Here is a 26,361-nt window from a genome sequence, read left to right on the forward strand (position 1 = left end):
AAAGCCGAAAGGGGTCCGTGCCTTCGCCTTGGCGAAATCACGAACCCTTGTGGCATTGCCGCCTCACCGCATATCGGGCGCGCGGGCCTCAATTGCAAGGCGCGAAATGACATCATCCACCGAAAGGAAGCTCTGTCCTTCGCTGCCCAGAACGCGCAGCGCGACCTTGCCTTCCTCTGCCTCGCGTCGTCCGACGACCAGCAAATTGGGCACTTTGGCGAGGCTATGCTCGCGCACCTTGTAATTGATCTTCTCGTTGCGGACGTCGATTTCCGCGCGGATCCCTGCCGCGCGCAGCCGCTCTACGACGTTCAGCGCATAGTCGTCGGCGTCCGACACGATGGTCGCGACGACCGCCTGCACCGGCGCAAGCCAGAGCGGGAAGCGGCCCGCATAATGCTCGATCAAGATGCCGATGAAGCGTTCATAGCTGCCGAAAATGGCGCGGTGGAGCATAACCGGCCGATGGCGTGCGCCATCTTCGCCCACATAGGAGGCGTCGAGTCGGTCGGGCAGCACGCGGTCCGACTGGATCGTGCCGACCTGCCAGGTGCGGCCGATCGCGTCGGTCAGATGCCATTCCAGCTTGGGCGCGTAGAAGGCGCCTTCACCCGGCAATTCTTCCCAGCCGAATTCCGGCGTGTTGAGGCCCGCGGCGGCGACGGCGGCGCGTAACTCATTTTCCGCCATGTCCCACATCTCTTCGCTGCCGAAGCGCTTTTCGGGGCGCAGCGCCAGTTTGATCGAATAGGTGAAACCGAAATCCTTATAGATCCGGTCAGCCAGCGCGCAGAAGGCGCGGACTTCCTCGACGATCTGGTCTTCGCGGCAGAAGATATGCGCATCGTCTTGCGTGAACTGGCGCACGCGCATCAACCCGTGCAGCGCGCCATGCGGCTCGTTGCGGTGGCAGCAGCCATTTTCGTAAAAGCGCAGCGGCAGGTCGCGATAGCTTTTGATCCCCTGCTTGAAGATCAATATGTGCGCCGGGCAGTTCATGGGCTTGAGCGCCATCCACTGCGCATCGTCCGACACCAGCGGGCCTTCGTCCGCGACGTTCGGCACTTCGTCGGGGATGACGAACATATTTTCGCGATATTTGCCCCAATGGCCCGACTGCTCCCACTGGCGCGCGTCCATCACCTGCGGCGTCTTCACCTCGCGATAGCCGGCCGCGTCGATCGCGCGACGCATATAGGCTTCCAACTCGCGCCAGATCAGATAGCCCTTGGGATGCCAGAAGACGCTGCCATGCGCTTCGGCTTGCAGGTGGAACAGATCCATCTCCGCGCCCAGCTTGCGGTGGTCGCGCTTGCCCGCTTCTTCGAGCCGCGTCAGATGCTCGGCCAACTGCTTCTTGTTGAGCCAGCCGGTACCGTAGATGCGGGACAGCATCGCATTCTTCTGGTCGCCGCGCCAATAGGCGCCCGACACCCGCGTCAGCTTGAACGCGGCAGGATCGAGCCGACCGGTCGAGGCCAGATGCGGACCGCGGCACATGTCGTACCAGTCGCCGGAGCGATAGACGGTCAGTTCCTCGCCCTCAGGCAGTTCGGCGGCCCATTCCGCCTTGAACGTCTCGCCGGCCGCGCGCCAAGCGGCGATCAGCGCGTCACGGTCCATCACTTCGCGCACCAGCGGCTTGTTGGCGGCGATGATCTTGCGCATCTCCGCTTCGATGAGGGGCAGGTCTTCCTCGGTAAAGGGCCGATCCTCGGGCGCGAAATCATAATAGAAACCATCGTCGGTGGACGGGCCGAAGGTGATCTGCGTGCCGGGGAACAGCGCCTGCACCGCTTCGGCCAGCACATGGGCGAAGTCGTGCCGCGCCAGTTCCAGCGCGTCGGCTTCGTCTTTGGCCGTCACCAGCGCCAGGTGCGAATCCTGCTCCAGCGGGCGCGTGATATCGCGCAACTCGCCGTCCACGCGTGCGGCGATCGCCGCCTTCGCCAGGCCTGGTCCGATCGCCGCTGCAATGTCCGCCGGGGTAGTGCCGGGCGCGACGTCACGCACGGAACCATCGGGCAGGGTAATCTTGAGCATGGCGGACACGGACATGGCTTTCTGTGAAATGGGCAGGTTGTGCGGCCCCAATTGCCGCGCCTTCCCCTTAAATGGGCCGCCCGCACTGTCAATAGAAGCCCTCTTGCCAACGCCTGTCGCAAAGCGCATGTTTCATGTGTTGTTATAACATATTTCAACAGGAGGGTTTATGGCTTTGCACCTTGCACGCCCCGAAGTCGCGGACGCGCCGATGGGCGAGATGAACACGACGCCGCTGATCGACGTCCTGCTGGTCCTGCTCATCATGTTCATCATCACCATCCCGATGCAGACGCACAGCGTGGGCATCGACCTGCCGCAGGTGCCGGTCCTGCCGTCACCGCCCGTGCCCGATCCGGTGAAGAACAAAGTCACGATCGACCCCGCCGGCATGATCCGGTGGAACGGCGCGGCGATCGACCGGCTGACGCTGCGCCGCTATCTGGCGCGATCGCTGGCATTGCCGGTGGAGCCGGAACTGCAGTTCCAGCCCGACGCCGCGGCGCGCTACGTGGTGGTCGATGAAGTGCTGGCCGACATTCGCCGTTCGGGCGTGACCAAGCTGGGCTTTGTCGGTAACGAACGCTATCGGGATTTCTGACAAAGCCTGCGCCTTGCCCCCGGCCTCCATCGCCGATAGAATTGGCGGGCGGAAAGGAGGGCGGGGACGCATGAAGACGGTTCGCTATGGTTTGATCGCGTTCTTCTGCCTGGGCGCGACCTTGGGCGTTGCTCATCTCGCTACCCTGCCGAGTGCGGAAGGGCTGTCCACGTCCGATTGGTCGATCAGCCGGGCGGCGCACCCACGATCGCAGGAACGGTGGCGCTTCCTGCCGATCCTGCGATAGGTTCAGGCGAAGAGCAGCCGGGCCTGATCGTCCGTTGCTTGCAGAAAGCCGACCGGTCCGCCCGTCCCGACTCGATCGGGCAGGTCCGCGGTCGTCATGCCGCACAGGGCCAGGCCGCTCTGGCAGGCGATCAGCGTGACGCCCAGCGCCAGCGCCTCGTCCAGCAGCGTGGCCAGATCGGGCAAGCCGGCGGCACGATGGGCCGGATCGCGGGGCGCAGCGATCGGCGCACGCAGCAGGGCCACCGCGTCCAGTTGCAGGAACAGCGTCGCCGCACCGCCCAGCGCAGCCTGCGCCGCCGCCAGCATCAGCGCGCCGCGCAGCCGCTCCGCATCGGCCGTCGTAACGACGATGTTCAGGGCGCGCATAGTTCCACCGCGCAGGCCGCGCAGGCGGGGTCTTTGGGCACATCCAGCGTGCGGAAGCGCATGGAGAGCAGGTCGGCGATCAGCAACCGCCCAGCCATATCGGTGCCGAACGGCACCAGCGCGCGGATCACTTCCAGCGCGGCCAGACTGCCCATCGCGCCGGTCAGCGCGCCGATCACGCCGGTTTCGGCGCAATTGCGTTCGGGCGCATCCTGCGGGCTGCCGACCAGGCAGCGGTAGCAGGGTTTGTCCGCTTCCCAGCCGCGATAGGTGGATAGTTGCCCCTCGAACGGGCCGACTGCGGCCGACACCAGCGGGATGCGCAGCCGATGCGCGGCGTCCGCCACCGCCAGACGGGTGTCGAAATTGTCGCAACCGTCGAGCACGACGTCGGCGTCGCGCAGCATGATGGCGGCGTTTTCCGCATCGATCCGGGCGTTAATGGGGATCAGCTTCACGTCGGGGTTGATCCGCGCCACTGCGGCCATCGCCGCCTCCGCTTTGGGCGCGCCGACATCGGCGGTGCCGAACAGAACCTGCCGTTGCAGATTGGACAGGGCGACCGCGTCATCGTCTATCACCCGAATCGTGCCGACCCCGGCGGCGGCCAGATAGAGGATTGCCGGACTGCCGATGCCGCCCGCGCCGATCACTGCGACGTCCGCCGACAGCATCCGTGCCTGGCCCGCGCCGCCGATTTCCTTCAGGATGATGTGCCGGGCGTAACGGTCCAGCTGATCGTCGCTCAGCGTCACGGCGCGTCGGACCAGAGGAAGCGGACCTGCGAGCGCATCCAGCGGGGCTGCGCTGCGCCATTTTTGGGAAAGGAGCCACGCAGCGTTCCCAGAATGCGGGTGCTGACGAACTGCTCCACCTCCGGGCAGCGGGCATTGACCGGCGCGATCTTCAGCGGCTTGCCATCGCCCGACAGCAGGAACAGCATGTCGATCTCCAGCAGGCGCGACCCTTCATGATTGACCGCGCCGCTACATGTGCCCCGACGATAGAGTTTCGCGACATCCTCAGACCAGCGCGGCGACACCTTGCGCCCCAGCCAGCCTTCAATCACCGGGACGGCGGCCAAGTCCTGCGGCATCGGCGGGGCGTCGCCGGGCATTGGGCCAGGCATCGGAGTTGCAGCCAGCATCAGCGAAAGCAGCATCGTCATCGCGTCATACTCCTGTCGAACCGAAACCGCCCTGTCCCCGTGCGGTATCGTCCAGACTATCGACTTCTGTAAAGCTGGCAAGTTGCACTGGCGCTGCCACCAATTGCGCGATCCGGTCGCCGCGCTGGACGGCGAAGGGCGCATCGCCGAGGTTGATGAGGATGATCTTCAATTCGCCGCGATAGTCGGCGTCGATCGTGCCGGGCGTGTTGGGCAGGCTGATGCCGTGTTTCAGCGCCAGGCCGGATCGGGGCCGCACCTGCACCTCATAGCCCTCAGGAATTGCCATCGCAAAGCCAGTTGCCACGGCATGGCGGCCACCGGGCGCGAGGATGAGGTCTTCGGCCGACACCACATCCATGCCCGCGGCGTGGGCGGTGGCATAAGCGGGGACGGGGAGGCCCTCGCCATGGGGCAGGCGCTTGAGCTTTATGTCAATCGGCGAGAGCGGCGAGGGCATGGGCGACCTTTTCGATGAGTTTGTCGGCGACCTGTCCTTTGGGCAGGCTGGGCCAGGATTCGATACCGGCGGCGGTGACGATCTGCACGGCGTTGGCGTCGCCGCCCATCACGTCGCCGGACACGTCGTTCGCGACGATCCAGTCCGCGCCCTTCTTCGCCAGCTTGGCCTGAGCATGGGTTGCGATATGCTGCGTTTCGGCGGCGAAGCCGACCAGCAGGGCGGGGCGGCGGGCATGATGGCCCAGCGTCGCCAGAATGTCAGGATTTTCGACCAGAGCGAGCGGGGCGGGCTGGCCTGATCCATCCTTCTTGATCTTCTGGTCGGGCGCATCGGCGGTGCGCCAGTCGGCGACGGCCGCGACCATGATCGCGGCGTCGGCGGGCAAAGCGGCTTCTACGGCGGCGAGCATCTGCCGCGCGGTTTCCACGTCGATCCGGTCGACGCCGGGCGGGGTGGGCAGATGCACTGGTCCTGCCACCAGCGTCACCCGCGCGCCCGCTTTTGCGGCGGCGGCGGCGATGGCGAAGCCCTGCTTGCCCGAAGACCGATTGGCGATGTAGCGCACCGGGTCGATCGGCTCGTGTGTGGGGCCGGCGGTGACGAGTATATGTTTGCCAGCCAACGCGCCGTTCGGTTCGCGTGCTTCGGCAACCGGCTGCGCATCGTCGGCGAAATCCGGCTGATCCGCGAGCGGATCGAGGCCCTTGGGCAGCGCCAACAGCCGCTCGATCTCCGCGGCGATCGCCTCCGGTTCGGGTAATCGCCCCTTGCCGAACTCTCCGCACGCCATCGCGCCATCATCGGGCGTCATGATGTGGACGCCATCGGCGTGGAGCCGCTCCAGATTGCGCTGCGTCGCCTTGTGATGCCACATCCGCACGTTCATCGCGGGCACGGCCAGCACCGGCTTGTCAGTCGCGAGCAGCAGGGTGGTGGCGAGGTCATCGGCGATACCGTTCGCCATCTTCGCCAGAATATTGGCGGTGGCTGGCGCGACCACGACAAGGTCGGCCTGGCGGCTGAGCTGGATATGACCGATCTCCTGCTCGTCCTTCAGATCGAACAGTTGCGTAAAGACATGATCCTCGGTCAGCACGCCCAGCGACAGCGGCGTGACGAACTGCTCGGCACTCTGCGTCAACACCGCCCTCACCGCGACCCCGCGCCGGCGAAGGATGCGCACCAGTTCGAGCGTCTTATAAGCCGCAATGCCGCCGGAGATGATGAGGAGGACGCGCTGGGTCATGGCATCGGTGCATATCGCCGGATTGCCACTCGGAAAAGCGCTTCCGCTGCTTCCTTGGCATTATGGTTCAACGTCTTGCTGCGCGGCGCGAATATGTCGCGCGCCGTAGTGAACTCGGAATCAAGAAAATTGCGAATGGGACCGGGCAGCGGCGCACTCCCCATTTCTTTTGATGTGGCCTTCAGTTCGATCAGTTCGGATGCAATGCTGGCCACCTCTACCGGTGGTTGGCATTGCGCCATCAATGTCGGGAAATGCATGGGGGCGACACCTGCGTCCGGGTGAAGCCGCATCCATCGCAGGGCGGCTGCCGGGCGCAGGGCATAGAATAGCTTCTTCAACGCAACGTCTTTATCGTCAGAAAAATAGGCCTTTCGCTGACCTTCGCCCAAATGCAGATAATGGCGTGCAACGGCATCGCGATCCGTGAAGCGGCGCGCCAGGTCCAGCAATTCTTCACGCATCCAAGGATCGCCGCGATAGGCGATAGGCGACGTTAGCCACTCGATGACGACGGCATTGCCCTTGAGCAGCAATTTTATCGCCTTGCCCAAATCCCAGCCGTTCACGTCCAGATCGCCTTCGAGCGGTGTTTCGATCACGTCCCGACGAACCCAAGGTGACAGATAATCATCCACCTGCCGCACGAACAGGAAGCGGCAGTCATAATCGCTGTCCGGCGATGGAAAGCCCCACGCCCGGCTACCGCTTTCGATGGCCCAGGCGATCACCACGTGATCATCGATTTCGATGGCGTCCAGGCGGGCATCGATCTGCTTCACCGTCACCGGATCGAAGCTGACAGGAATGGTTCTGATGTGGTTGTCCATCCGCTGTCAGATAGCGGAGGCCAGCCACATAGCGCCAGCCCCGGCCGCCGCCGCCAGCACCGCCACCAGCGGGTAGCGCCAGCCGCCGCCCACACGGATCAGCTTGATCTCACTCAAGGGGGGCGGGGGCGGGGCGCCGCCTTTTTCGGGGAAGGCGTCCTCGATCCGCTTCACCAGCCCCGGCAGGCGTTGCAGCGTGCGCCAATTTTCGATCAGCGTGTCGGCGGCCTTCGCCTCCGGCCCCAGTTCGTCGCGCAGCCAGCCCTTTACGAAGGGGCCGCTGGTTTCCCACATATTGATGTCGGGATCGAGGCTGTGCGCCACGCCCTCCACCATCACCATCGTCTTTTGCAGCAGCAGCAGGTGCGGCTGGGTCTGCATGTCGAAATCGCGGGTGATGGCGAACAGCCCATCCAGCATCCCGCCGACCGACAATTCGCTGGCCGCCTTGCCGCGCATCGGCTCGCCCACTGCGCGCAGGGCCGTGGCGAATTCATCGACATTATGATGGCCGGGCACATATTGCGCCTCGAAATGAATTTCCGCGACGCGCTTATAGTTGCCGGTGATGAGCCCGTAGAGAATCTCCGCCAACCACATGCGCGCGCGCCGGTCGATCCGGCCCATGATGCCGAAATCGATCGCTACGATGTCGCCATTGGCCCGCACGAACAGATTGCCCTGGTGCATGTCGGCGTGGAAGAAGCCTTCGGAAATCGCCTGCCGCAGGAAGGCGTTTACCAGCCGCGCGGCCAGATCCTTGACGTCATGGCCCGCCGCGATCAGCGCATCGCGATCGGAAATTTTGATCCCGTCGATCCACTCCATCGTCATGACCTTGCCGGTCGTGCGGTCCCAGTCGATCGCTGGGATACGATATCCCGGCATTGCCTCCATCGCTTCGGCCAGTTCGGACGCCGACGCCGCTTCCCGCCGCAAATCCAGTTCGCGCGCGGTCCATCGCTTCATATTGGCGATGACGAGGCGCGGGCGCAGGCGCGCGATTTCGCCGCCCAGCATTTCGACATGGGCGGCGGCCCATTCATAGGTTTGAATGTCGCGGTTGAACTTCTCGATGACGCCAGGCCGGATCACCTTGACCGCAACATCGCGGCCATCGGTCGTGAGCGCGCGATGCACCTGCGCGATCGACGCAGCCCCGACCGGCGCTTCGTCGAACCGGCTGTAGAGCGCGTCGAGCGGGCGGCCGAAACTCGTCTCGATCTGCGCCTTGATCGTCTCGAACGGGACGGGGGGCAGGGCGTCCTGCAACCGCAGCAGATCGTTCGCCGCGTGATCGCCGACCAGGTCGGGCCGGGTCGCCAGTGTCTGGCCCAGCTTGATCGCGGCCGGGCCGATCGACTGGAACGCGTCGGCATAGCGCGGCTGCTTGGGCACGCGCGCGCCCAGCCGCGCCAGCCGCACCAGCCGGCGCACCGGCGCGGGAGTCAGCGGATCGCGCTCGATGCCCGTTAGCGCGCCATGCCGCGCCAGTGTGCGGCCCCATTGCAGGAGGCGCCAGATATGCGTGATGTGGGATGTCATGCGGGCTTCAGATCTTCCAGCCGCTATGGATCGCGACCAGTCCGCCCAAGATCGGCTCGACTTTCGTGTTCACGAAGCCCGCGTCGCGGATCATGCCTTCGAATTTGGGCATGGGCGGGAAGCGGCGGATCGATTCGATCAGGTAGCGATAGCTGTCGGCGTCATTGGCGAACAGTTTCCCCAGTTGCGGCACCAGCTTGTGCGAATAGACATCATAAACGTCCGAAAAGCCGGGCCAGGTGGTGGTGGAAAATTCCAGGCAGAAGAAGCGTCCGCCAAATTTCAGAACGCGGTGCGCTTCGGCAAGCGCCTGGTCGATATGGGTGACGTTGCGGATGCCAAAGGCGATCGTATAGGCGTCGAACGCCCTGTCGCCAAAGGTCAGCTCTTCCGCATTTTGTTCGGACCAGATCAGCCCGTCATACCCTTTTTTCTGTGCCCGCTCGACGCCCACGGCCAGCATTTCCGGGTTGATGTCGGACACGGTGACCTGCGCACCATGTTTGTGCATCCGAAACGCGATGTCGCCGGTGCCGCCGGCCATGTCGAGTATCTGTTCGCCTGGTCGGGGCTTCACCCGGCGCACGAACTGGTCCTTCCACAGGCGGTGCGCGCCGCCGGACATGGCGTCGTTCATCAGATCATATTTCGCCGCGACGTTGGAGAAGACGTCGCGGACCATGCCCTGCTTGTCGGCGGCATCGACGTCGCGATAACCGAAGGATGCTGTGTCGTTCATGCCCATCGCTCTAGACAGTGTTGCGCCGTCATTCCAGCGCCAAGGCATGTCCTTTGGAACGCTTCTGGGCGATCATCCATTCCTGGTGCAGCCTGTCGATCGAAATGGAGAGCCTTCGCCGTGCGTCATACTGCCTTCACTGTTCTGGCTGCCCTGCTATGCATGGCCCAGGCCGCTCCGCCACCATCCTTGCCCCAAGCCGCACAGCCCAGCCCGCAGCAAGTCTATGGCCCGTTGTTTGAAGCAGTGCAGCGTGAAAAGGTCTTTCCCGACGGCAAGAGTTTCGTTGACGCGGTGCCCAGGGGCGATCCTGCTACGATCCTAGACCGCTATCGGCAGGAGAAGCCGCAAGGTCCGGCGCTCCGCAGCTTTGTCCTCAAATATTTCGATGTGCCGGGCGAACAGGTCGCCGACTCGCAAAGCCTGCGCGGCCATATCAAGGCGCTTTGGCCGCACCTCACGCGCCCGGCGCTTGACCCGCCGTCAGGGTCGTCCGCGCTCGCCTTGCCCGCGCCCTATGTGGTGCCAGGCGGGCGGTTTCGCGAAATCTATTATTGGGACAGCTATTTCACCATGCTGGGCCTCAAGGCCGACGGGCAGCAGGCGCTGATCGATTCGATGCTGGTCGATTTCGAAAGCCTGATCGATCGCTACGGCTTCATCCCTAATGGCACGCGGACCTATTATCTGGGCCGGTCGCAGCCGCCCTTCCTGGCGTCGATGGTGGATCTGGCCAGCAACCCCGACGACCCCCGGCACCTCAAAGCCCTTCGCGCCGAGCATGATTTCTGGATGCGCGGTGCGGACGGGCTGGCAAAGGGCGCGGCCGATCGCCGCGTCGTGCGGATGCCCGACGGCGCGCTGCTCAACCGCTATTGGGACGACAGGCCGGGGCCGCGCGACGAAAGCTGGGCGGAGGATGTCGCGACCGCCGGGCAAAGCAGTCGCCCGGCCGCGGACATGTATCGCCACCTGCGCGCGGGCGCGGAAAGCGGCTGGGACTTCTCGTCGCGCTGGCTGGATGATCCCAAGCGTCTCTCCACGATCCGCACCACCGATATCGTACCAGTGGACCTTAACAGCCTCCTTTGGGCGCTGGAGCGCAGCATCGCCCGGCGCTGCGCCGGGGCGGGTGAGGTCGCCTGCGCCCGGCGGTTCGAGTCGCTGGCGGCAGCGCGGGGGCGGGCGATCGGCCGTTGGCTGTGGCAATCGCGGGAAGGCCGCTATGCCGATTGGGACATGCAGGCGCGCAAGCCAACCGTGATCGTCTCCGCCGCGACCCTCTTCCCGCTGTTCGTGGGCCTGGCCGACCGCCGCCAGGCCGACGCTGTCGCCCGCCTTACCCAGGGTCAACTGCTGGGGCAGGGCGGGCTTCGCACCACCCGCATCGCCAGCCGCCAGCAATGGGACAGCCCCAATGGCTGGGCGCCGCTGCAGTGGGTGGCCGTCGAAGGGCTGGCGCGCACCGGCCACACGGTATTGGCGAAGGATATCGCCAAACGCTGGATCGGCACGGTCGATGCGGCGTATCGGGAAACCGGCAAGATTCTGGAAAAATATGATGTCGAGGCGCGCAAGCCCGGCGGCGGCGGCGAATATGCACTGCAAGACGGCTTCGGCTGGACCAATGGCGTCACAAGCGCGCTGCTCGACCGCTGGCCCGATCTTGATCCTGGCTGACTATCCATTCGTTTCGAGCGAAGTCGGGAAACGATAGCACGGCGCTGCCCGCTTCTCGACACGCTCGAAGCAAACGGAAGTTATGGGGCAGGCCCCCTGTTGCCGCCGCGCGCTAACCCCTACATGCGGTGCCATGCCTGAGCTTCCCGAAGTCGAAACCACCGTCGCTGGCCTGCGCGCCGTCCTTCAAGGGGCGGTGCTGACGCGGGTGGAGCCGCGCCGAGCCGACCTGCGCTGGCCGATCCCCGTCGACCTGCGCCAGCGGATGACGGGGGCGACAGTGACGGGGCTGTCGCGCCGCGCCAAATATGGCCTCATCGAAACCGATCGCGGTGACGTGATGATCTTTCACCTCGGCATGTCGGGCCGCTGGCGAATCGATCCGACCGCGATCGGTACGCACGACCATCTGTTACTGGAAACGAGCCACGGCCATGTGCTGGCGCTCAACGACCCGCGCCGATTCGGGTCGCTTGACCTGGTGCGGTCGCATGGGTGGCAAAGCTACACGCCCTTCACGCGCATGGGGCCGGAACCGCTAGGACCGGATTTCCACACCGCGCGCCTCGCCGCCGCGCTCAAGGGCAAGGCGACCTCGATCAAGGCGGCGCTGCTCGATCAGCGAATCGTTGCGGGCCTGGGCAATATCTATGTGTGCGAGGCGCTCAACATGGCGGGTATCGCGCCGATTCGCGTGGCGGGCAAGATCAGTCGGCCGCGCCTCGCCCTGCTGGTGGAGGCGATTCGCGACGTCTTGTCCGCCGCCATTGCCGCGGGCGGCTCTACCCTGCGCGATTATGCGCGGCCCGATGGCGAACTGGGCTATTTTTCCAAACAATGGCGCGTCTATGGGCGGGAGGGCGAATCCTGCCTGTGCGGCGGCACGGTCCAGCGGCGGGTGGACGGGGGCCGATCGACCTTCTTCTGCGCCAAATGTCAGAAATAGCGGCGCCCGAATCCGTTGACGTCCACCCTGAACCTCTGTAAGGGGCGCACCTTCACGAGGCGTGTCGGTCGTTCGACGGGCCTCTTCCAAAGATTTGATGAGAACCGAGGAATAGAATGGCCAATACGCCGCAAGCCAAGAAGCGCATCCGTCGCAACGAGCGTCGCGCCGAAATCAATGGCGCCCGCATCAGCCGGATTCGCACCCTGGTGAAGAAGGTGGAAGCCGCCCTCGCCGCCGGTGACAAGGATGTCGCTGCGACGGCCCTGCAGGCCGTTCAGCCTGAGCTGGCCCGTGGCGTCGCCCGCGGCGTGCTGCACAAGAATACCGCGTCGCGCAAGTTTGGTCGCCTGACCAAGGCTGTCAGCGCGCTCGCCTAAACCCTTTCGGGTTTTTCGGCAGATCATAAGGCCCGCCCCATCACTGGGGCGGGCTTTTCGTCGTTTATTCATAAATGGGTCATTTTCGACGATCGCCTGATTTCCCGCGATTCGACGCGCTGCGGCACAAATAAATACAAATAAGTCATTGAAATAATTAGATAAGTTTTGTTTCGAAGGAATCCGACGGCTTTGCTGAGTCAACGGCTTTATTTCACTTTTTTGAACCATGCTGCCCTTGATCCGGCGTCCTACCCCTGTCTATTTTCGAAATCCGGCCGCCGTCGAATCGCTACGGTGACTCATCCATGGCGGCCGTCATGTGAGATCGATTATCGCGTAGGACTCGGAATCGCGGGGGCTTTTCCGATCGGGTAACTGCGCGCATTTTTTCCTGCCCGAACCAGGGGGCGAAGTTGGTAGGTCGTGGAAGCTTATGAAGGATGTTGTGGGCGTGGTGGGTTGGCAGGACGGACAGATTAGCCAGGCCGATGCGGGCCTGGAATCCGCCTGGACCAGCATCCGCGTCGGTCTGCGCCGCGATGTCGGCGCACGGATGTTCGACCAGTGGCTCAAACCCGTCCGCCTGGGCGACTATTGCGCTGAATCGCAGACGCTAGACCTGCTCGTCGCCAGCGATTTCAGCGCCAATTTCGTGTCCGGCCAGTTTGGCGACCGCCTGCGCATGGCTTGGCGCAGCGCTGGCGCAGCTGTGCGCGAAGTTCGCTTGCGCCGCGCCCCGGACGCCACCGGCCCGCGCCTGCTGGAAATCACGCATGTCGAGTCGCCGGTTCCGGTGGAAGAACTGGCGCCCGTCGCCATCGCCTCCAACTTCCTGCCGCGCCACGGCTTTGCCGATTTCGTCGTCGGAGACACCAACCGGCTCGCCAACTCGGCTGCCCAGGCAATGGCTGGCGAAGCCACGCCGCGTTTCAGCCCGCTGTTCATCCATGGCGGCACCGGCCAGGGCAAGACCCACCTGCTCCACGCCATCGCCCGCGCCTTTTCGGCCCATTCGCCCGCCGCGCCCGTGCTCTACATGTCGGCCGAACGCTTCATGATGGAATTCGTGAACGCGATGCGCGCCAATGAAACCATGGCGTTCAAGGGCCGGCTGCGCGCCGCCCGGCTGCTGCTGATCGACGATATTCAGTTCATCGCTGGCAAGGGATCGACGCAGGAGGAATTTCTCCACACGATCAATGATCTCATCGACAGCGGCGCGCGCATCGTCGTGACCGCCGACCGGCCGCCGCAGATGCTGGAATCGATCGATCCGCGCATTCTTTCGCGCCTAGCCGGCGGCTTGGTCGCCGACATCCAGCCTGCGGGCCTGGACCTGCGCCTTGCCATCCTCGAATCCAAGCGCGCAGTGGCGGGCGATCCGCCGGTCCCTGACGCCGTGATCGATTTCCTGGCCCGCGCGATCCGCTCGAACGTGCGCGAACTGGAAGGGGCGTTCAACAAGCTGGTCGCCTATGGCCAATTGACTGGCCGCTCGATTGACCTCGACTTCGCGCAGGGCATGCTGGCCGACGCGGTGCGCGCCAATGCGCGGCGCATCACGGTGGACGAAATCCAGAAGGCCTGTGCCGCCCATTTCAAGATCGACCCGTCAGAAATGCGCTCCAAGCGTCGCGCCCGCGCCGTCGCCCGGCCCCGCCAGGTGGCAATGTACCTCGCCAAGAAGATGACGCCGCGCTCGCTGCCCGAAATCGGCCGCATCTTCGGCGGGCGCGATCACAGTACGGTGATCCACGCCGTGCGCACGATCGAAGCGCTGCGCGAAAGCAACCCGGACATGGACGCCGACGTCCGCGCGCTCCAGCGCCTGCTGGAGGGCTAACGCAGCCCTCTGGCGTCCGGCGGCGGACAGTCTAGGGTAAGCGCATGATTCGTCCGCTCCTGCTCCTCCTCGCCGCCCTCCTTGCCCTGTCGCCTGCCAAGGCCCAGACGCCGCCAACTGCACCGACCGACATCCGTGTCGCGCTCGACACCGACGCAGGGCGGATTGTCGTGGCCGTCCATGCCGACAAGGCGCCCGTCACCGCCGCCAATTTCCTCAAATATGTCGATCAGAAGCGGTTCGACGGCACGGTCTTCTATCGCGGCGTGGGCGCGGCCGATTATGGCTTCGTCCAGGGCGGGGCGCAAAATGATCCGAAGCGGATATTGCCACCGATCAAACATGAACCCACCACCCAGACCGGCCTCACCCATGATGATGGCGCGCTGTCGATGGCCCGCTATGCGCCGGGCAGTGCGACCGGGGACTTTTTCATCGTGCTGGGCAAGATGCCGGCCATGGACGCTCAGCCTGATGCACCGGGCGACAATCAGGGGTTCGCCGTCTTCGCTCATCTGGTCGAGGGGATGGACGTGGTGAAGGCGATCCTGGCAGCGCCCAAGTCCGCCACCGCGGGGGAGGGCGTGATGAAGGGCCAGATGCTCGCAGCGCCCGTCAAAATCCGCACGGCGCGGCGGGAGCCTTAAGGCTGGCAACGGCCCAGTCCTCCGTTCGCCCTGATGAGCCTATGGGATTCAGGCTTCGTCCGTCCCGCGCTGATCCAAAATCCGCGCCGCCGCCATGTCGGCGGTCACATTGCCCACCGTGCGGAAGATGTCGGGCACCGTCTCCACCGCCAGCAACAGCGGCAGCGCCTCCACTGGCACGCCCATGGCCAGGCAGATGGGGCCGGTGGTGGTGAAGAAGGTGATCTGGCTGGGCAGGCCGACTGCCGCCAGGCTGACGATCGCGGCCACCAGCACCCCCATCACCAGTTGCGCCGGACCAAGCGTCACGCCGTTCATCGCCGCCACATAAAGGGCGACGCCCAGATTGGCGGGCGGGCTGGTAATGCGAAACAGCGATATGGCGAGTGGCAGAACGATGCTGCGCGTGGTTTCGCGCACCTCCAGCGGCCCGTCGCTCGCCTGGATCATCGCGGGCAGGGAGGCGATCGAGCTTTGGGTGGAAAAGGCGATGGCCTGGGCGGGCAGGGCGGCGCGCGCAAAGCGGCCCAACCCGATTCGCCCGGCGATCACCGCCAGCGGATAGACGAGCAAGGTCACCGCGACGCAGATCAGCACGATGAAGCCGATATAATGGAGCAGCGCGCCCGCCGTCGCCAGGCCCGACTGCGCGCCCGCAACCAGCGCCAGCGCGAACACCCCGATCGGCGCCAGCCACAACACCCAGCCGACCACCACCAGCAGCGCGTCGGCCAGCGCCTGGAAGAAGCCGGTCAGCAGCGCGCGGCGATCCGGTGCGATGCGGGTGACGGCAAAGCCGAAGACGAGCGCGAACAGCACCACGGCTACGACCTGTCCCTCGCTGGCGGACTTAAGGGGATTGACCGGGATGAATCCCAGCAGCCATTCCGCCGACGGGCGCACGTCCGGCACCTCCGATAGGCCGTCCGCGCCCGCCAGCGCGCCGACTGCGCCGTGGGGCACCGGCCAGATATGCAGCATCAGTGGCCCGATCAGCGCAGCGACCACGGCCGCCACCGTAAGCAGGATCGCGAACAGCGCGATTGCGCGGCCGGCCATGAAGTTGGTCCGCGCGCTGGTCGCCGCCTGGGCTATGCCCGTCACCAGCAGCGCGAAGATCAAGGGGATCAGCGGCATCTGCAACCCGCCCAGCCACGCATTGCCGACCGGCTGCGCCACTGCGACGACGTCGCCGGCCCAGCCGCTCTCCAGGCCGCCGCCCCATTCGGCCAGCGCAATGCCGCTGCCCAGCCCCAGAACGAGCGCGATCATGATGCGGACGGTCAAGGACATGGGCGTGGTTCCCCGTAAACGCTGGCAATAGCGCTGCCGATGGCAACGGACCGCGGCACGCTATCCGCTATGACAGGGCATAGGACAGCGGAAAATGGCGCTATCCGTGTCGATGGGCGTAAGACGGCAAAAGGCCCGGCGCTCCATGGGGAGCCCCGGGCCTTTTGTAAAACGCTATGGCTGGTTTCAGCCCTTCTTTTCGGGCGGCAGCGTGATCTTCACATCTTCCCCATTCTGGCCGGGAAAATTGGTGAACATCGCGTCGATCAGGTTGGGCACCAGATAGGTCAGCTTGTTGGAGAGCGACTGGGCGCTCGCCTTGCCTTCGAAAAGGCGGCGATTGTCGGCTGCACGATCGATCTTCATGCTGAGGTCGCTGGTATAGACGGTGTAGCTAGACACGTCGTTAAAGCCGCCACCACCGAACAGCCAAGGATCATAAAAGCCATAGCCCCATGGGCGACCCCAGCGGCCACGGCCAAAACCGCCACCCCATGGACCGCCGAACCCGGCGCCATATCCACCGCCAAAGCCGGTCGAGCGCACCTTTTCGCGGCCATTGTCGACATCGTAGGCGACGCGCACGATCAGGTCGGCACGGGCCGGGTCGTTCGCCTGGACATAGCCGGTCTGCGCCAGGCGCTGCCCGACCATGTCGGCATAATGGGCGAATTCCAGCCCACCGGCCAACTGCGGATTGTCAGCGACGACGATATAGCTTTGCCCGGCCGGGGCGGGGAGCTGCTGAAAACGAGCAACATCGGCCTTGAAGCCGGTGGTGCAACCCGACAGCGCCACCAGCGCCAAAGCGGGCGCCGCAATCAGGCCGAACTTCTTGAAACGGGTCATTTTTCTGCGTCCTGTATCAGGCATGAGCCTTTGAGCATCATTGCGCCCTGCGATAGCAAAACGCAAATGAACATCGTTTGAACGCGCGAACCGACCGAACGGGCGCAAACCATGTTCCCGACAGGTCATGGACGACGCCCGGGCCGCCGACCCGTAAAGGCCATCTCACAGGGCCGGCTGTTACCCCACGCCTGTGACATTATCGCATCAGCGCATCAAGCCCATCGCGTCATAGGCCGCACGCAGGGTCGGCGCCGCCGCGGTCGCCGCCTTGGCCGCGCCCTTGTCCAGGATCGCGTCCAGCGCCGCATCCTCGGTGCGCAATTCCAGGAAGCGCCGGCGAATCGGGCGAAGCGTTTCGACGAGCACCTCGCCCAGCGCCGGCTTGAACGCGCCAAAGCCCTTGCCGGCGAATTCGGCGCAGACCGCGTCGGCGGTGCGGCCGGTCAGCGTGGCCAGGATGCCGACCAGATTGCTGGCCTCCGGCCGCCCCGCCAGCCCCCCGGCCGTTTCGGGCAGCAATTCCTGGTCGCTCTTGGCCTTCTTCACCTTGGTCATGATCGCGTCGTCATCGTCGGTCAGGTTGATGCGGCTCATGTCGGAGGGATCGGACTTGGACATTTTCGCGCTGCCATCGCGCAGCGACATGATCCGCGCCGATTCCTTGGGAATGATCGGCGCGGGGAGCGTGAACAGATCGACGCCGAAATCGCTGTTGAATTTAGCGGCGATGTCGCGCGCCAGTTCCAGATGTTGCTTCTGGTCCTCGCCCACCGGAACATGGGTCGCGTTATAGAGCAGGATGTCGGCGGCCTGGAGCACCGGATAGACGAAAAGGCCGATCGATGCGCCCTCACGGTCCTTGCCGACCTTGTCCTTGAACTGGGTCATGCGGTTGAGCCAGCCGATGCGCGCGGTGCCGTTCAGTAACCAGGCGAGTTCGGCATGGGCGGGCACCCGCGCCTGGTTGAACAATACGCTGCGGTCGGGATCGATGCCCGCCGCCACCAGCGCGGCGGCCATATCGCGCACATTGCGGATGCGCTGTTCGCGGCCTTCATGCACGGTGATGGAGTGCATGTCGGCCAGGAAGAAGAAGCATTGCGACGTCGCGTCCATCTCATCCTGCATCCGCACCCAGTTGCGGATCGCGCCCAGATAATTGCCAAGGTGCAGATTGCCGGTCGGCTGGATGCCGGAAAGGACGCGCATGTCTGAATCCGTTCTTACTTATGTTGCACTTTTGCGGCGCATCAGCGCCTTGATGTCGGAGAGCCGATAGGCCCCCGTGACGAAGGAAGCCAGCCCGTATAGAGCCACGCCCGCCCCGACAAGCAGGGCCAGCGCAACATAGCGCTGCACCATCGCCCCGGTCAGCCAGGGGTCGAGAAGGTCCTCGCCCGCCCAGAGCGCCACCCCCATGATGAGCGCGGCGATAGCCAGGCGCGGCAGGCGGTGGCGCAGCCCCGCATCGGCAGCGAAATGGCCGCGCTTGACCAGCGTGCGATACAGCATCGCGACATTGACGGTGGAGGACAGAGCGGTCGCCAATGGCGGTCCGATATGCCCCAATGTCGGGATCATCGCCAGATTGCCGACGATGTTGATGACGATCGACAGCATCGCATAACGCACCGGCGTCTTGGTGTCGCCACGCGCATAATAGCCCGGCGTCAGCACCTTTACGAGAACATAGGACGGCAACCCGATCGAAAAGGCGGACAGCGCCCAGCCGCACCGCATCGCATCGTCCGCGGTAAAGCGGCCATATTGAAACAGCCCGCGCACGATCGGCTCCGCGACCACCAGGAAGGCGACGGTCGCCGGCAGGGTCAGGAATAGCGCCAGTTCGATGCCGCGATTCTGCGTCTCCATCGCGGCGGCATCCTCGCCCTTGGACAGCATCCGCGAAATGGTGGGGAGCAGGATGGTGCCCAGGCCAATGCCGATCAGGCCCAGCGGCAACTGGTTCAGCCGGTCGGCATAATAAATATAGGTGATGGAGCCTGACGCAAGAAACCAGCCCGACAGGGCGGTGGAGACAAGCAGGTTGATCTGCGATGCGCCAGCCCCCGCGGCGGCCGGCAAAATCTTGCGCAGCAGTTCGCGCACGTCCTTGTCCAGGCGCGGGCGCTTGATCGTCATCGACACGCCTGCGCGCCTGCACGCCCAGATCAGCCAAAGCAGTTGCAGCGCCCCGCCGATCGTCACCGACATCGCCTGCACCCGCGCCGTTTCATACTCGTCGGCGCCATGGAAGAACCACAGGCCCGCGATCATCGCGATGTTCAACAATATCGGCGCCGCGGCATTGACCCAGAATTTGTCGAGCGAATTGAGGATGCCGCCCAGCAGCGAAGCGAGCGAGATCAGCGCCAGATAGGGAATGGTGATGCGCGAAAGCGTCACGGCGAAAGAAAACTGCTCCGGCGTCGGATTCTGCCGCGCAAAGCCGCCCGACAGCGCCCATGTGATGGGCCAGGCGGCGGCGATCAGGATGATCGTGAACAGGATGAGGACCGGCAGCAGCACCGCCAGCGCGCGCTCGGCGAAATCATAACCCGCCGGTAATCCGCCGTCGCCCGCCGCCTTCTGGTTGAACAGCGGGATGAAGGCCGCGGAAAAGGCCCCCTCGGCAAACAGCGCGCGGAACATGTTGGGCAGGCGGAAGGCAACGCCGTTGAACGCATCCGACGCGAAACCCGCGCCGACATAGCGCGCGGCGAGCGAATCGCGCACCAGGGCCAACACCCGGCTGACGAGCGTCAGCCCGCCCACCGAGCCAAGGGCACGCGCCAGTTTCATGCGCTCAACCCTCGATCCGTTCGCCCTGAGCCTGTCGAAGGGCTTCCCATCTCAATTGAATGGAAGGAAGGGGCTTCGACAGGCTCAGCCCGAACGGCGTTAGAGGTCATCGCAGAATTATCAGGCGTGACCGGCCGGTTCGCCCGTCGTGACTTCCATCTGCTGCGCCTGTTGCAGGTACAGCGCGCCGAAATCGATCGGGTCGAGCAGCAGCGGCGGGAAGCCGCCGTCACGGATCGCGTCGGCCAGCACGCGCCGGGCGAAGGGGAAGATCAGGCGCGGCGCTTCGGCCAGCATGAAGGGCTGGATCTGGTCTTCGGGCACGTTGCGCATGCCGAAAATGGCGGCATAGAGCAGTTCGACGGCAAAGGCGGTGCCTTGTGGCGCGACGGCCTTCACTTCGATCTTCAGCGCGATTTCCAATACTTCCTCGCCGACTTTTTCAGCGCCGATATTGAACTGGACGTCGATCTGCGGCTGGTCCTGCCACTGATAGACGGCGGGCGCGTTCGGGTTTTCGAACGACAGATCCTTCACATATTGGCTGATCAGCGCGATCTGCGGCGCGGTGTCGGCGCCGTTGGCCAGATTTGTCGTGATGTGATCCGTTTCGTCGGCCATGCTCTTCCCTAGACTTTCGCTGTTGGCGGGGGCGCAGCGCCCCCGGACAATGATGACCCGCGCGCTTAGCAGGGGCGTTGGATCAGGGCAATGGCGTGGCGGATGAGGCGTCGATTGCAAAACACTTTGCCATTGATCCCGCGATAACCCACTCTCCATTTGAACGGTTAGATAAGGCGGGGGTGTAAATATGGCACGGAAAGTTTGGCTATTTTGGATACCTGAGGGACTTGAGCCACTTAGCAGCTTTCACAAAGCAAAATACGATGGGTTTAAACGCACCCCATACAACTCCTTGCGCGAGGCGGTCTGCGCCGCTGTGATTGCTCAGTCGACCGAAAAGTACAGTGGCAACTTACCATGGATAAGAGCAGGTTCTGGGAAAGGCTCTGCCGTTTTCAACTGGCAGGCCATTTTGTTGCTTTCGGAGATTTGCACTGAGGGGTCGGAAGGGACGTGAGGTGACAGAATGTCTGATGGTACACCGGCTATTTGAAGTTGGATGCAAACATGCCTATGTTGGGTGGAACATTGTCCCACGCAAAAGGGTATAGCCTTCCGTGTATGTGATCGTCATCCTCGCCATGATCGCCGGTTTTCTGGCGCTGCGGCTCTATTCGGTGCTCGGCAAGCGCACGGGCCACGAACAGGAACCAGCGCTGCGCCCGGCCGATGAACGCGCCAAGGTGACGGTGCTGCAACCCGGCCCCGTCGCACAGAATAGCGGCGACTCGGTCCGCCTGGCCGAAGGGCTGATTGCGCCGGGCGCTGAAAATGGCGTGCGCGCGCTGATCGCCGCCGACCGCAGTTTCGACGTTCCCCAATTCGTGGACGGCGCCAAGAGTGCCTACAGGATGGTGCTGGAAGCCTTCTGGCGCGGGGACCGCGACGAACTGGCCTGGTTGTGCGACGATGACGTGCGCGCCTCGTTCGAGGAAGCGATCGTAGCGCGAGAAGCTGACGGCCATGTGCTCGACAACCGTCTCGTGCGGATCGAAAAGGCGCAGATCGTCGAAGCCTCGCTCAATGGCCGGATCGCCGAAGTGGCATTGCAGTTCGAGGCAGACATCGCCGCCGTCACCCGCGACAAGGACGGCAATGTCGTCGCCGGGTCCATGACCGATGCGGTGGGGACCAAGGACATCTGGACCTTCACCCGCGACATCCGCAGCGCGGACCCCAACTGGAAGCTCAGCGAAACCGACGACGTCGCATGATCGCGCGCCAGTCGGGGGCGGCGCTGCTTGCGGCGCTGATGCTGTCTGCCTGCGCCGGCGGCATGATCCCGCCGTCCGCGAGCGGTCCTGCGCCTACGCGCCCGCTCCCTGCGGGCGAAGCGGCGGCTCGGCCCGTTCCCGCCACGCCGCGCCCGGCGCTGCCGGTCGAATTACCCGTCGATCCCGCGCTCGACAAAAGCACGGCTGCCGGCCTGGGCGTGACCCGCGGCCCGGACATCGCCAGCCTCATCCCATCGGGTGAACGCGCGCGCCTGGCGCTCCAGGCGTTCCGCATCTCCTGCCCCACCCTGATGAAACGCACTGACGCCAGCGGCCTGACCAAGGGGTCCGATTGGAACAACGCCTGCGCGGCCGCGTCCAGTTGGCCCGAAGTCTCGGCCAGCGAATTTTTCTCCCGCTATTTCGAAGCGGTGCAGGTGGGCGACGGTGCGGCGTTCGTCACCGGCTATTATGAACCGGACATCGCCGGATCGCGCACCCGCCAGCCGGGCTATGAAGTCCCCATCTATCGTCGCCCTGCCGACCTGATCGACGTCGATCTCGGCCAGTTCAGCGACAGCCTGAAAGGCCGCACGATCCGCGGCAAGGTGAACGGCAGCAAATTCGTCCCCTATGATGATCGCAGCCAAATCGTCGCCGGATCACTCGCCGGGCGCGGGCTGGAATTGGCCTGGGCCGCTGATCCGGTGGAATTTTTCTTCCTCCAGGTGCAGGGCAGCGGCCGGCTGAACCTGCCCGACGGCGGGGTCATGCGTATTGGCTATGACGGGCAGAATGGCCGCGACTATAGCGGCATCGGCAAGCTGATGAAGGATCGCGGGCTGATCCAGGCCGGGTCGATGCAGGACATCATGCAATATCTGCGCGCCCATCCGGCCGAAGGCGCAGCCATCATGAACGAGAATAAGAGTTTCGTTTTCTTCCGCGAACTGACCGGTGCAGGGCCGATCGGCGCGCTCGGCGTGCCGGTGACGGCGGAAGCGACGGTGGCGGCCGATCCCAAGTTCATTCCCCTTGGCGCGCCGGTGCTGCTCTCGCTCGACCGGGCCGAACCGGCCGGCGTGTGGATCGCGCAGGATACCGGCGGCGCGATCAAGGGCGCGAACCGCTTCGACAGTTTCTGGGGCGCGGGCGCGCGGGCGCGGGGGATTGCCGGCGGCATGTCGGCGCGGGGCAGCGCGCTGGTGCTGCTGCCGATCGGCTCGGCGGCGCGCCTCGTCCGACCCTGATCCGCGCCATGGCCCGGCGTCGCCTGTCTAGCGAGGAGGAAGCGCTCTGGTCGGCGCTCGCCCGCACGGTGCGGCCGATCCGACCGAGCGCGCGCCCCGTCGCCATCCCGACGACAGCGCCGCTGCCGATCGAACAACAAGTCAAAACAAGGTTAACGCCGCCACCGCCGCGACCCGCGAAATCGCCCCCTGCAGTACCGCCCACACGGACACCCGCGGCCGTGCTCGACACCGGCTGGGAGCGCCGCATCCGTAGCGGCAGCATCAGCCCCGACGCCAGCATCGATCTGCATGAGCACACGCTGTCCGCCGCCCATGCGCGCCTCAACCAGGCGATCGCCGCCGCCCTGGCGCGCGACGCGCGGGTGCTGCTGGTCGTCACCGGCAAACCGCCGAAAAGCGCAGCGACGCACGATAAGGGGCGTCGGGGGGCGATCCGGGGCGAAATTGGCCATTGGCTTGAAACCACTCCCTATGCCGATCGCATCGCCAGCGTGCGCGTCGCCCATCCGCGCCATGGCGGCGAGGGCGCTCTATACCTCATATTGCGCCGCAAAAAGTGACGTTTTTCGGACGTTTTGCTGACCCTTTCTTAACCACTGTCCTTCATATCCGACTGATCGGGGGTCTCGCGTCGGGGCCGGTATCGGGCTGGGAGGCACATGCAGGGCGTGACGTTGAAAAGCCGCGCTGCCGCCTTCGCCTGTGCCGCAGGGGCGCTGGTGTTCATCCTCTCGCTGGTGCTGGGCTACACGCCGGGCCAGGCAGATGACCTGATCCAGGTCGGCCGCGCGCTCATCATCGCCATATTGTGCGGCACGATGAGCTGGGCGTCGGCCCGGCGCACCATCGCGACTACCGCGACCGCCATCGACGCCGCGACCGACCGGCTTCTGTCCGCCGCCCATGGCGACCTGCAATCGCCCGTCGCCAGGGACATCGGGCGGGAACTGCCCGACCTGTCAGTCGCGATGGAAAGCCTGTTCAGCCAGGTCCGCACCAATCTCGACCATGTCCAGACGCTGGCGTTGTTCGACCAGATCACGGGGCTCGCCAACCGCACCAGCTTCTGTCGCCAGGTCGAACGGCTGCTGGCGGAGCGCGACGATCATGGCCTCGCCACGCTCTTCTTCATTGATCTCGATGGGTTCAAGGCAGTCAACGACACGCTGGGCCATGCCGCGGGCGACCAGTTGCTCGCGCGGGTTGCGGGCCGCCTGCGCGAAGTCGTGATGGCGCAAGTCGCTGCAGGCGGCGGCGACGCTGTCATCGGTCGCCTGGCGGGCGACGAATTCACCATGTTCTTCCCGCATCTGTCCGGCCCGGCCGCGGCGCAGCGGATCGCGCGCGCCATCCAGTTCGCGCTAGGCGAACGGTTCGACCTCGGCAGTCAGCATGTGGACCTGGGCGCATCGATCGGCATCGCCTGCTATCCCGATCATGGCGCGACGCTGGCAGACCTGCTGCGCGCCGCCGATATCGCCATGTATCATGCCAAGCATCAGGGGCGGGGTAGGGCGGAAATCTACACCGACGCGCTCGCGCTGGCGGCGGAGGACCGCGCCGAGCTGGAGCGCGATCTGCTGCGCGGGTTGGAGCGGGACGAATTTCTGCTGGAATTCCAGCCGCAGATCGACGTCGCCAGCGGCCGCGCGGTGTCAGCCGAAGCGCTGGTGCGCTGGGCGCACCCGCAGCGCGCCCTCGTCATGCCCGGCGCCTTCGTGCCGGTGGCGGAGGAAAGCGGCGCCATCGTCGCGCTGGGCGACTGGGTGATGAGCCGCGTGTGCCAGACCGCCGCGCGCTGGGCGCAGACCGGCGTGCATCAGCGCATAGCCGTCAACATCTCCACCCGCGAACTGGCGCAGCCCGATTTCTTCCTGCGCCTGCGCCACGCCATTGCGACGCACGGCACGCCGCCCGCCATGCTGGAGCTGGAGATAACCGAATCGCTGGCGATGGAGATGGACCCGCGCGTGTTGGACCAGCTCCGCGCGCTGCGCCGCAACGGCGTGCGCGTTGCCATCGACGATTTCGGCACCGGCTATTCCAACCTGTCGCGGCTGAAGGAATTGCCGGTCGATCGGGTCAAGATCGACCGCAGCCTTGTCCGCGACATCGCCACCTCCGCCGAAGCCCGCACCATCTGCTCCGCCGTCGTCGGCCTCATTCAGGGGCTGGGCATGGAAGTGGTGGTCGAGGGGATCGAGAGCGAAGCGCAGATGGACGTGCTACGCGTCATCGGTTGCACCCTGTTCCAGGGCTATCACCTCGCGCGGCCTACGGGCGAGCAGGATTATCTGGCGCAGTTCGGCGCGCAGCCGAGGGGCCAGGTCCGCGACGCGGGCTAGGGGTGGGCTTCCGGGTCGTCAGCGACCAAACGTCCAGCCACTCAACCCAGTGCACGCTCCACTACCAGTGCATAGATGCGCACCAAATCCCGCAGATCCTGCACCGCCACCGCCTCGTCCAGCTTGTGCATGGTCGCGTTGTTTAGGCCGAACTCCACCACCGGGCAAATCCGCGACAGGAAGCGCGCATCGGACGTTCCGCCCGTTGTGGACAGCTCCGTTTCCACCCCCGTCACGTTGCGGATCGCGCCGCTGACCAGATTGCTGAACGCGCCCGGCGCGGTTAGGAAGGATTCGCCGCTGATCTTGGCTTCCACCGTGCCGCCCTCAACGGCCGCTATTTTCTTGATCCGCTCGATCAGCGATGCGCCGCTATGCTGGTCGTTGAAGCGAATGGAAATGCGCGCGGTCGCCAAACCGGGGATGACATTGTGCGCGACATTGCCGACCTCCAGGTCGGTGATTTCGATATTGCTGGGCTGGAACCAGTCGGTCCCCTCGTCCAGAACCTCCGCTTCGATCGCCGTCAGGATACGCACCAGTTTGGGGATCGGATTGTCGGCCAGATGCGGATAGGCGACATGGCCCTGGCTCCCCGCCACCCGAATCCACATATTCACCGACCCGCGCCGGCCGATCTTCACCACGTCGCCCAGCTGCTTGGACGATGTCGGCTCGCCCACCAGGCACAGGTCTGGGCGCAGGTCGCGCGCCTGCATCCGGTCCATCAGCGCCAGCGTGCCATAGACCGCCGGCCCCTCTTCGTCGCCGGTGATGATCAGGCTGATCGTGCCCGGCAAATCGTCGGGCAGCGCGTCCAGCGCCGCGACGAAGGCGGCGATCGATCCCTTCATGTCCACCGCGCCGCGCCCGTAGAGCAGGTCGCCGCGAACCTCCGGCGCGAACGGATCGCTGGTCCAGCCCGGCCCCGGTGGCACCACGTCCAGATGCCCGGCAAAGGCGAAATGCGGTCCCGCCCCGGTTGTGCGCCATGCCAGCAGATTTTCCACCGGCCCGTCAGGCGCCTCGCCCACGGTGAAACGATCCACGGTAAAGCCGCGCGGTGCCAGCATCGCCTCCAATACGGCGAACACCTCGCCGGTCGCCGGGGTCACCGACGGGCAGGCCAGCAAGCGCTGGGCGAGGGCCACGACATCTTGATTGGTGCTGGTCATGCTCATGTTGCCGCGTTAGCGAAAGCCATGCGGGTTGGCCAGCTTTTGGGACCA

At 64.9% G+C, this 26,361-nt stretch carries 26 protein-coding genes; 11 read left to right on the forward strand and 15 right to left on the reverse strand.

What is annotated here, in order from left to right; genetic code table 11:
* Positions 1–63 precede the first annotated feature (63 nt).
* Positions 64–2,043, reverse strand: a complete 1,980-nt coding sequence (gene thrS / locus CEQ44_RS09230; RefSeq protein ID WP_088184514.1) for a threonine--tRNA ligase — start codon at positions 2,041–2,043, stop codon at positions 64–66.
* Between the two features lie 169 nt (positions 2,044–2,212).
* Between thrS and CEQ44_RS09235 the strand changes: the two genes are divergently transcribed.
* A complete protein-coding gene (locus CEQ44_RS09235) occupies positions 2,213–2,644 on the forward strand; it encodes a biopolymer transporter ExbD (RefSeq protein ID WP_088184478.1) in 432 nt (143 codons plus the stop codon).
* 70 nt (positions 2,645–2,714) lie between these two features.
* A complete protein-coding gene (locus CEQ44_RS24385; protein WP_176400339.1) occupies positions 2,715–2,891 on the forward strand; it encodes a hypothetical protein in 177 nt (58 codons plus the stop codon).
* Between the two features lie 2 nt (positions 2,892–2,893).
* Here the strand turns inward: CEQ44_RS24385 and CEQ44_RS09240 are convergent, their stop codons facing one another.
* The 8 genes from CEQ44_RS09240 to CEQ44_RS09275 are packed head-to-tail and all read right to left on the reverse strand — an operon-like array spanning position 2,894 to position 9,250.
* The gene (locus CEQ44_RS09240) at positions 2,894–3,259 is read right to left on the reverse strand and encodes a DsrE family protein (protein WP_088184479.1); all 366 of its coding nucleotides are present in this window, start codon (positions 3,257–3,259) and stop codon (positions 2,894–2,896) included.
* The gene (locus CEQ44_RS09245) at positions 3,247–4,014 is read right to left on the reverse strand and encodes a HesA/MoeB/ThiF family protein (RefSeq protein WP_088184480.1); all 768 of its coding nucleotides are present in this window, start codon (positions 4,012–4,014) and stop codon (positions 3,247–3,249) included. Before CEQ44_RS09245 ends, CEQ44_RS09240 begins: the two co-directional genes overlap by 13 nt.
* The gene (locus CEQ44_RS09250; protein WP_088184481.1) at positions 4,011–4,427 is read right to left on the reverse strand and encodes a hypothetical protein; all 417 of its coding nucleotides are present in this window, start codon (positions 4,425–4,427) and stop codon (positions 4,011–4,013) included. The genes CEQ44_RS09245 and CEQ44_RS09250 overlap by 4 nt, the downstream gene beginning before the upstream one ends.
* 4 nt (positions 4,428–4,431) lie before the next feature.
* On the reverse strand, positions 4,432–4,887 hold the full coding sequence (gene dut / locus CEQ44_RS09255; RefSeq protein ID WP_088184482.1) for a dUTP diphosphatase: 456 nt from the start codon (positions 4,885–4,887) through the stop codon (positions 4,432–4,434).
* Positions 4,862–6,136 (reverse strand): phosphopantothenate--cysteine ligase family flavoprotein, encoded by a 1,275-nt coding sequence (locus CEQ44_RS09260; RefSeq protein ID WP_088184483.1) that lies wholly within the window; start codon positions 6,134–6,136, stop codon positions 4,862–4,864. The genes dut and CEQ44_RS09260 overlap by 26 nt, the downstream gene beginning before the upstream one ends.
* Positions 6,133–6,966, reverse strand: coding sequence for a nucleotidyltransferase domain-containing protein (locus CEQ44_RS09265; protein ID WP_088184484.1), 834 nt, complete (start codon positions 6,964–6,966; stop codon positions 6,133–6,135). The genes CEQ44_RS09260 and CEQ44_RS09265 overlap by 4 nt, the downstream gene beginning before the upstream one ends.
* 6 nt (positions 6,967–6,972) lie before the next feature.
* On the reverse strand, positions 6,973–8,511 hold the full coding sequence (gene ubiB, locus CEQ44_RS09270) for a 2-polyprenylphenol 6-hydroxylase (protein ID WP_088184485.1): 1,539 nt from the start codon (positions 8,509–8,511) through the stop codon (positions 6,973–6,975).
* A 7-nt stretch (positions 8,512–8,518) separates the two neighbouring features.
* Positions 8,519–9,250, reverse strand: a complete 732-nt coding sequence (locus CEQ44_RS09275) for a class I SAM-dependent methyltransferase (protein ID WP_088184515.1) — start codon at positions 9,248–9,250, stop codon at positions 8,519–8,521.
* Between the two features lie 120 nt (positions 9,251–9,370).
* Here CEQ44_RS09275 and treA point away from each other — a divergent pair, with 120 nt between their 5' ends.
* The 5 genes from treA to CEQ44_RS09300 all read left to right on the forward strand — a co-directional run bounded on the left by treA (position 9,371) and on the right by CEQ44_RS09300 (position 14,749).
* Positions 9,371–10,930 carry an alpha,alpha-trehalase TreA gene (gene treA, locus CEQ44_RS09280; protein WP_254913933.1) on the forward strand — a complete coding sequence of 520 codons (1,560 nt, stop codon included), beginning with the start codon at positions 9,371–9,373 and terminating at the stop codon, positions 10,928–10,930.
* A gap of 133 nt (positions 10,931–11,063) precedes the next feature.
* Complete coding sequence (gene mutM, locus CEQ44_RS09285) at positions 11,064–11,876, forward strand: bifunctional DNA-formamidopyrimidine glycosylase/DNA-(apurinic or apyrimidinic site) lyase (RefSeq protein ID WP_088184487.1); 813 nt, start codon at positions 11,064–11,066, stop codon at positions 11,874–11,876.
* A 116-nt stretch (positions 11,877–11,992) separates the two neighbouring features.
* Positions 11,993–12,256: a 30S ribosomal protein S20 gene (gene rpsT, locus CEQ44_RS09290; protein WP_088184488.1), complete on the forward strand. Its 264-nt coding sequence runs from the start codon at positions 11,993–11,995 to the stop codon at positions 12,254–12,256.
* A gap of 436 nt (positions 12,257–12,692) precedes the next feature.
* The gene (dnaA, locus tag CEQ44_RS09295) at positions 12,693–14,102 is read left to right on the forward strand and encodes a chromosomal replication initiator protein DnaA (protein WP_088184489.1); all 1,410 of its coding nucleotides are present in this window, start codon (positions 12,693–12,695) and stop codon (positions 14,100–14,102) included.
* Positions 14,103–14,146: 44 nt separating this feature from the next.
* Positions 14,147–14,749 (forward strand): peptidylprolyl isomerase, encoded by a 603-nt coding sequence (locus tag CEQ44_RS09300; protein WP_088184490.1) that lies wholly within the window; start codon positions 14,147–14,149, stop codon positions 14,747–14,749.
* Positions 14,750–14,797: 48 nt separating this feature from the next.
* On the opposite strand, the gene CEQ44_RS09305 is transcribed toward CEQ44_RS09300, so the two are convergent.
* The 5 genes from CEQ44_RS09305 to secB all read right to left on the reverse strand — a co-directional run bounded on the left by CEQ44_RS09305 (position 14,798) and on the right by secB (position 20,317).
* Entirely contained in the window at positions 14,798–16,042 is a 1,245-nt protein-coding gene (locus tag CEQ44_RS09305) for a dicarboxylate/amino acid:cation symporter (RefSeq protein ID WP_088184491.1), read from the reverse strand.
* A gap of 186 nt (positions 16,043–16,228) precedes the next feature.
* On the reverse strand, positions 16,229–16,891 hold the full coding sequence (locus tag CEQ44_RS09310; RefSeq protein WP_088184492.1) for a DUF4136 domain-containing protein: 663 nt from the start codon (positions 16,889–16,891) through the stop codon (positions 16,229–16,231).
* A gap of 207 nt (positions 16,892–17,098) precedes the next feature.
* The gene (trpS, locus tag CEQ44_RS09315; protein ID WP_088184493.1) at positions 17,099–18,103 is read right to left on the reverse strand and encodes a tryptophan--tRNA ligase; all 1,005 of its coding nucleotides are present in this window, start codon (positions 18,101–18,103) and stop codon (positions 17,099–17,101) included.
* An 18-nt stretch (positions 18,104–18,121) separates the two neighbouring features.
* Positions 18,122–19,696 (reverse strand): murein biosynthesis integral membrane protein MurJ, encoded by a 1,575-nt coding sequence (gene murJ, locus CEQ44_RS09320; protein ID WP_088184494.1) that lies wholly within the window; start codon positions 19,694–19,696, stop codon positions 18,122–18,124.
* A 120-nt stretch (positions 19,697–19,816) separates the two neighbouring features.
* Positions 19,817–20,317: a protein-export chaperone SecB gene (secB, locus tag CEQ44_RS09325; RefSeq protein ID WP_088184495.1), complete on the reverse strand. Its 501-nt coding sequence runs from the start codon at positions 20,315–20,317 to the stop codon at positions 19,817–19,819.
* Between the two features lie 560 nt (positions 20,318–20,877).
* Here secB and CEQ44_RS09330 point away from each other — a divergent pair.
* From CEQ44_RS09330 to CEQ44_RS09345, 4 genes are all read left to right on the forward strand, one after another.
* Positions 20,878–21,534 carry a Tim44/TimA family putative adaptor protein gene (locus CEQ44_RS09330; RefSeq protein WP_088184496.1) on the forward strand — a complete coding sequence of 219 codons (657 nt, stop codon included), beginning with the start codon at positions 20,878–20,880 and terminating at the stop codon, positions 21,532–21,534.
* A complete protein-coding gene (locus CEQ44_RS09335) occupies positions 21,531–22,784 on the forward strand; it encodes a murein transglycosylase A (RefSeq protein WP_088184497.1) in 1,254 nt (417 codons plus the stop codon). The genes CEQ44_RS09330 and CEQ44_RS09335 overlap by 4 nt, the downstream gene beginning before the upstream one ends.
* Positions 22,785–22,792: 8 nt before the next feature.
* Complete coding sequence (locus tag CEQ44_RS09340; RefSeq protein ID WP_088184498.1) at positions 22,793–23,347, forward strand: Smr/MutS family protein; 555 nt, start codon at positions 22,793–22,795, stop codon at positions 23,345–23,347.
* A gap of 99 nt (positions 23,348–23,446) precedes the next feature.
* Entirely contained in the window at positions 23,447–25,132 is a 1,686-nt protein-coding gene (locus tag CEQ44_RS09345; protein WP_088184499.1) for a bifunctional diguanylate cyclase/phosphodiesterase, read from the forward strand.
* A 41-nt stretch (positions 25,133–25,173) separates the two neighbouring features.
* Here CEQ44_RS09345 and dapE read toward each other — a convergent pair whose 3' ends face one another.
* Positions 25,174–26,313: a succinyl-diaminopimelate desuccinylase gene (dapE, locus tag CEQ44_RS09350; RefSeq protein ID WP_088184500.1), complete on the reverse strand. Its 1,140-nt coding sequence runs from the start codon at positions 26,311–26,313 to the stop codon at positions 25,174–25,176.
* Positions 26,314–26,361 lie beyond the last annotated feature (48 nt).

The organism is Sphingobium sp. Z007, from assembly GCF_900013425.1.
Lineage (GTDB): Bacteria > Pseudomonadota > Alphaproteobacteria > Sphingomonadales > Sphingomonadaceae > Sphingobium.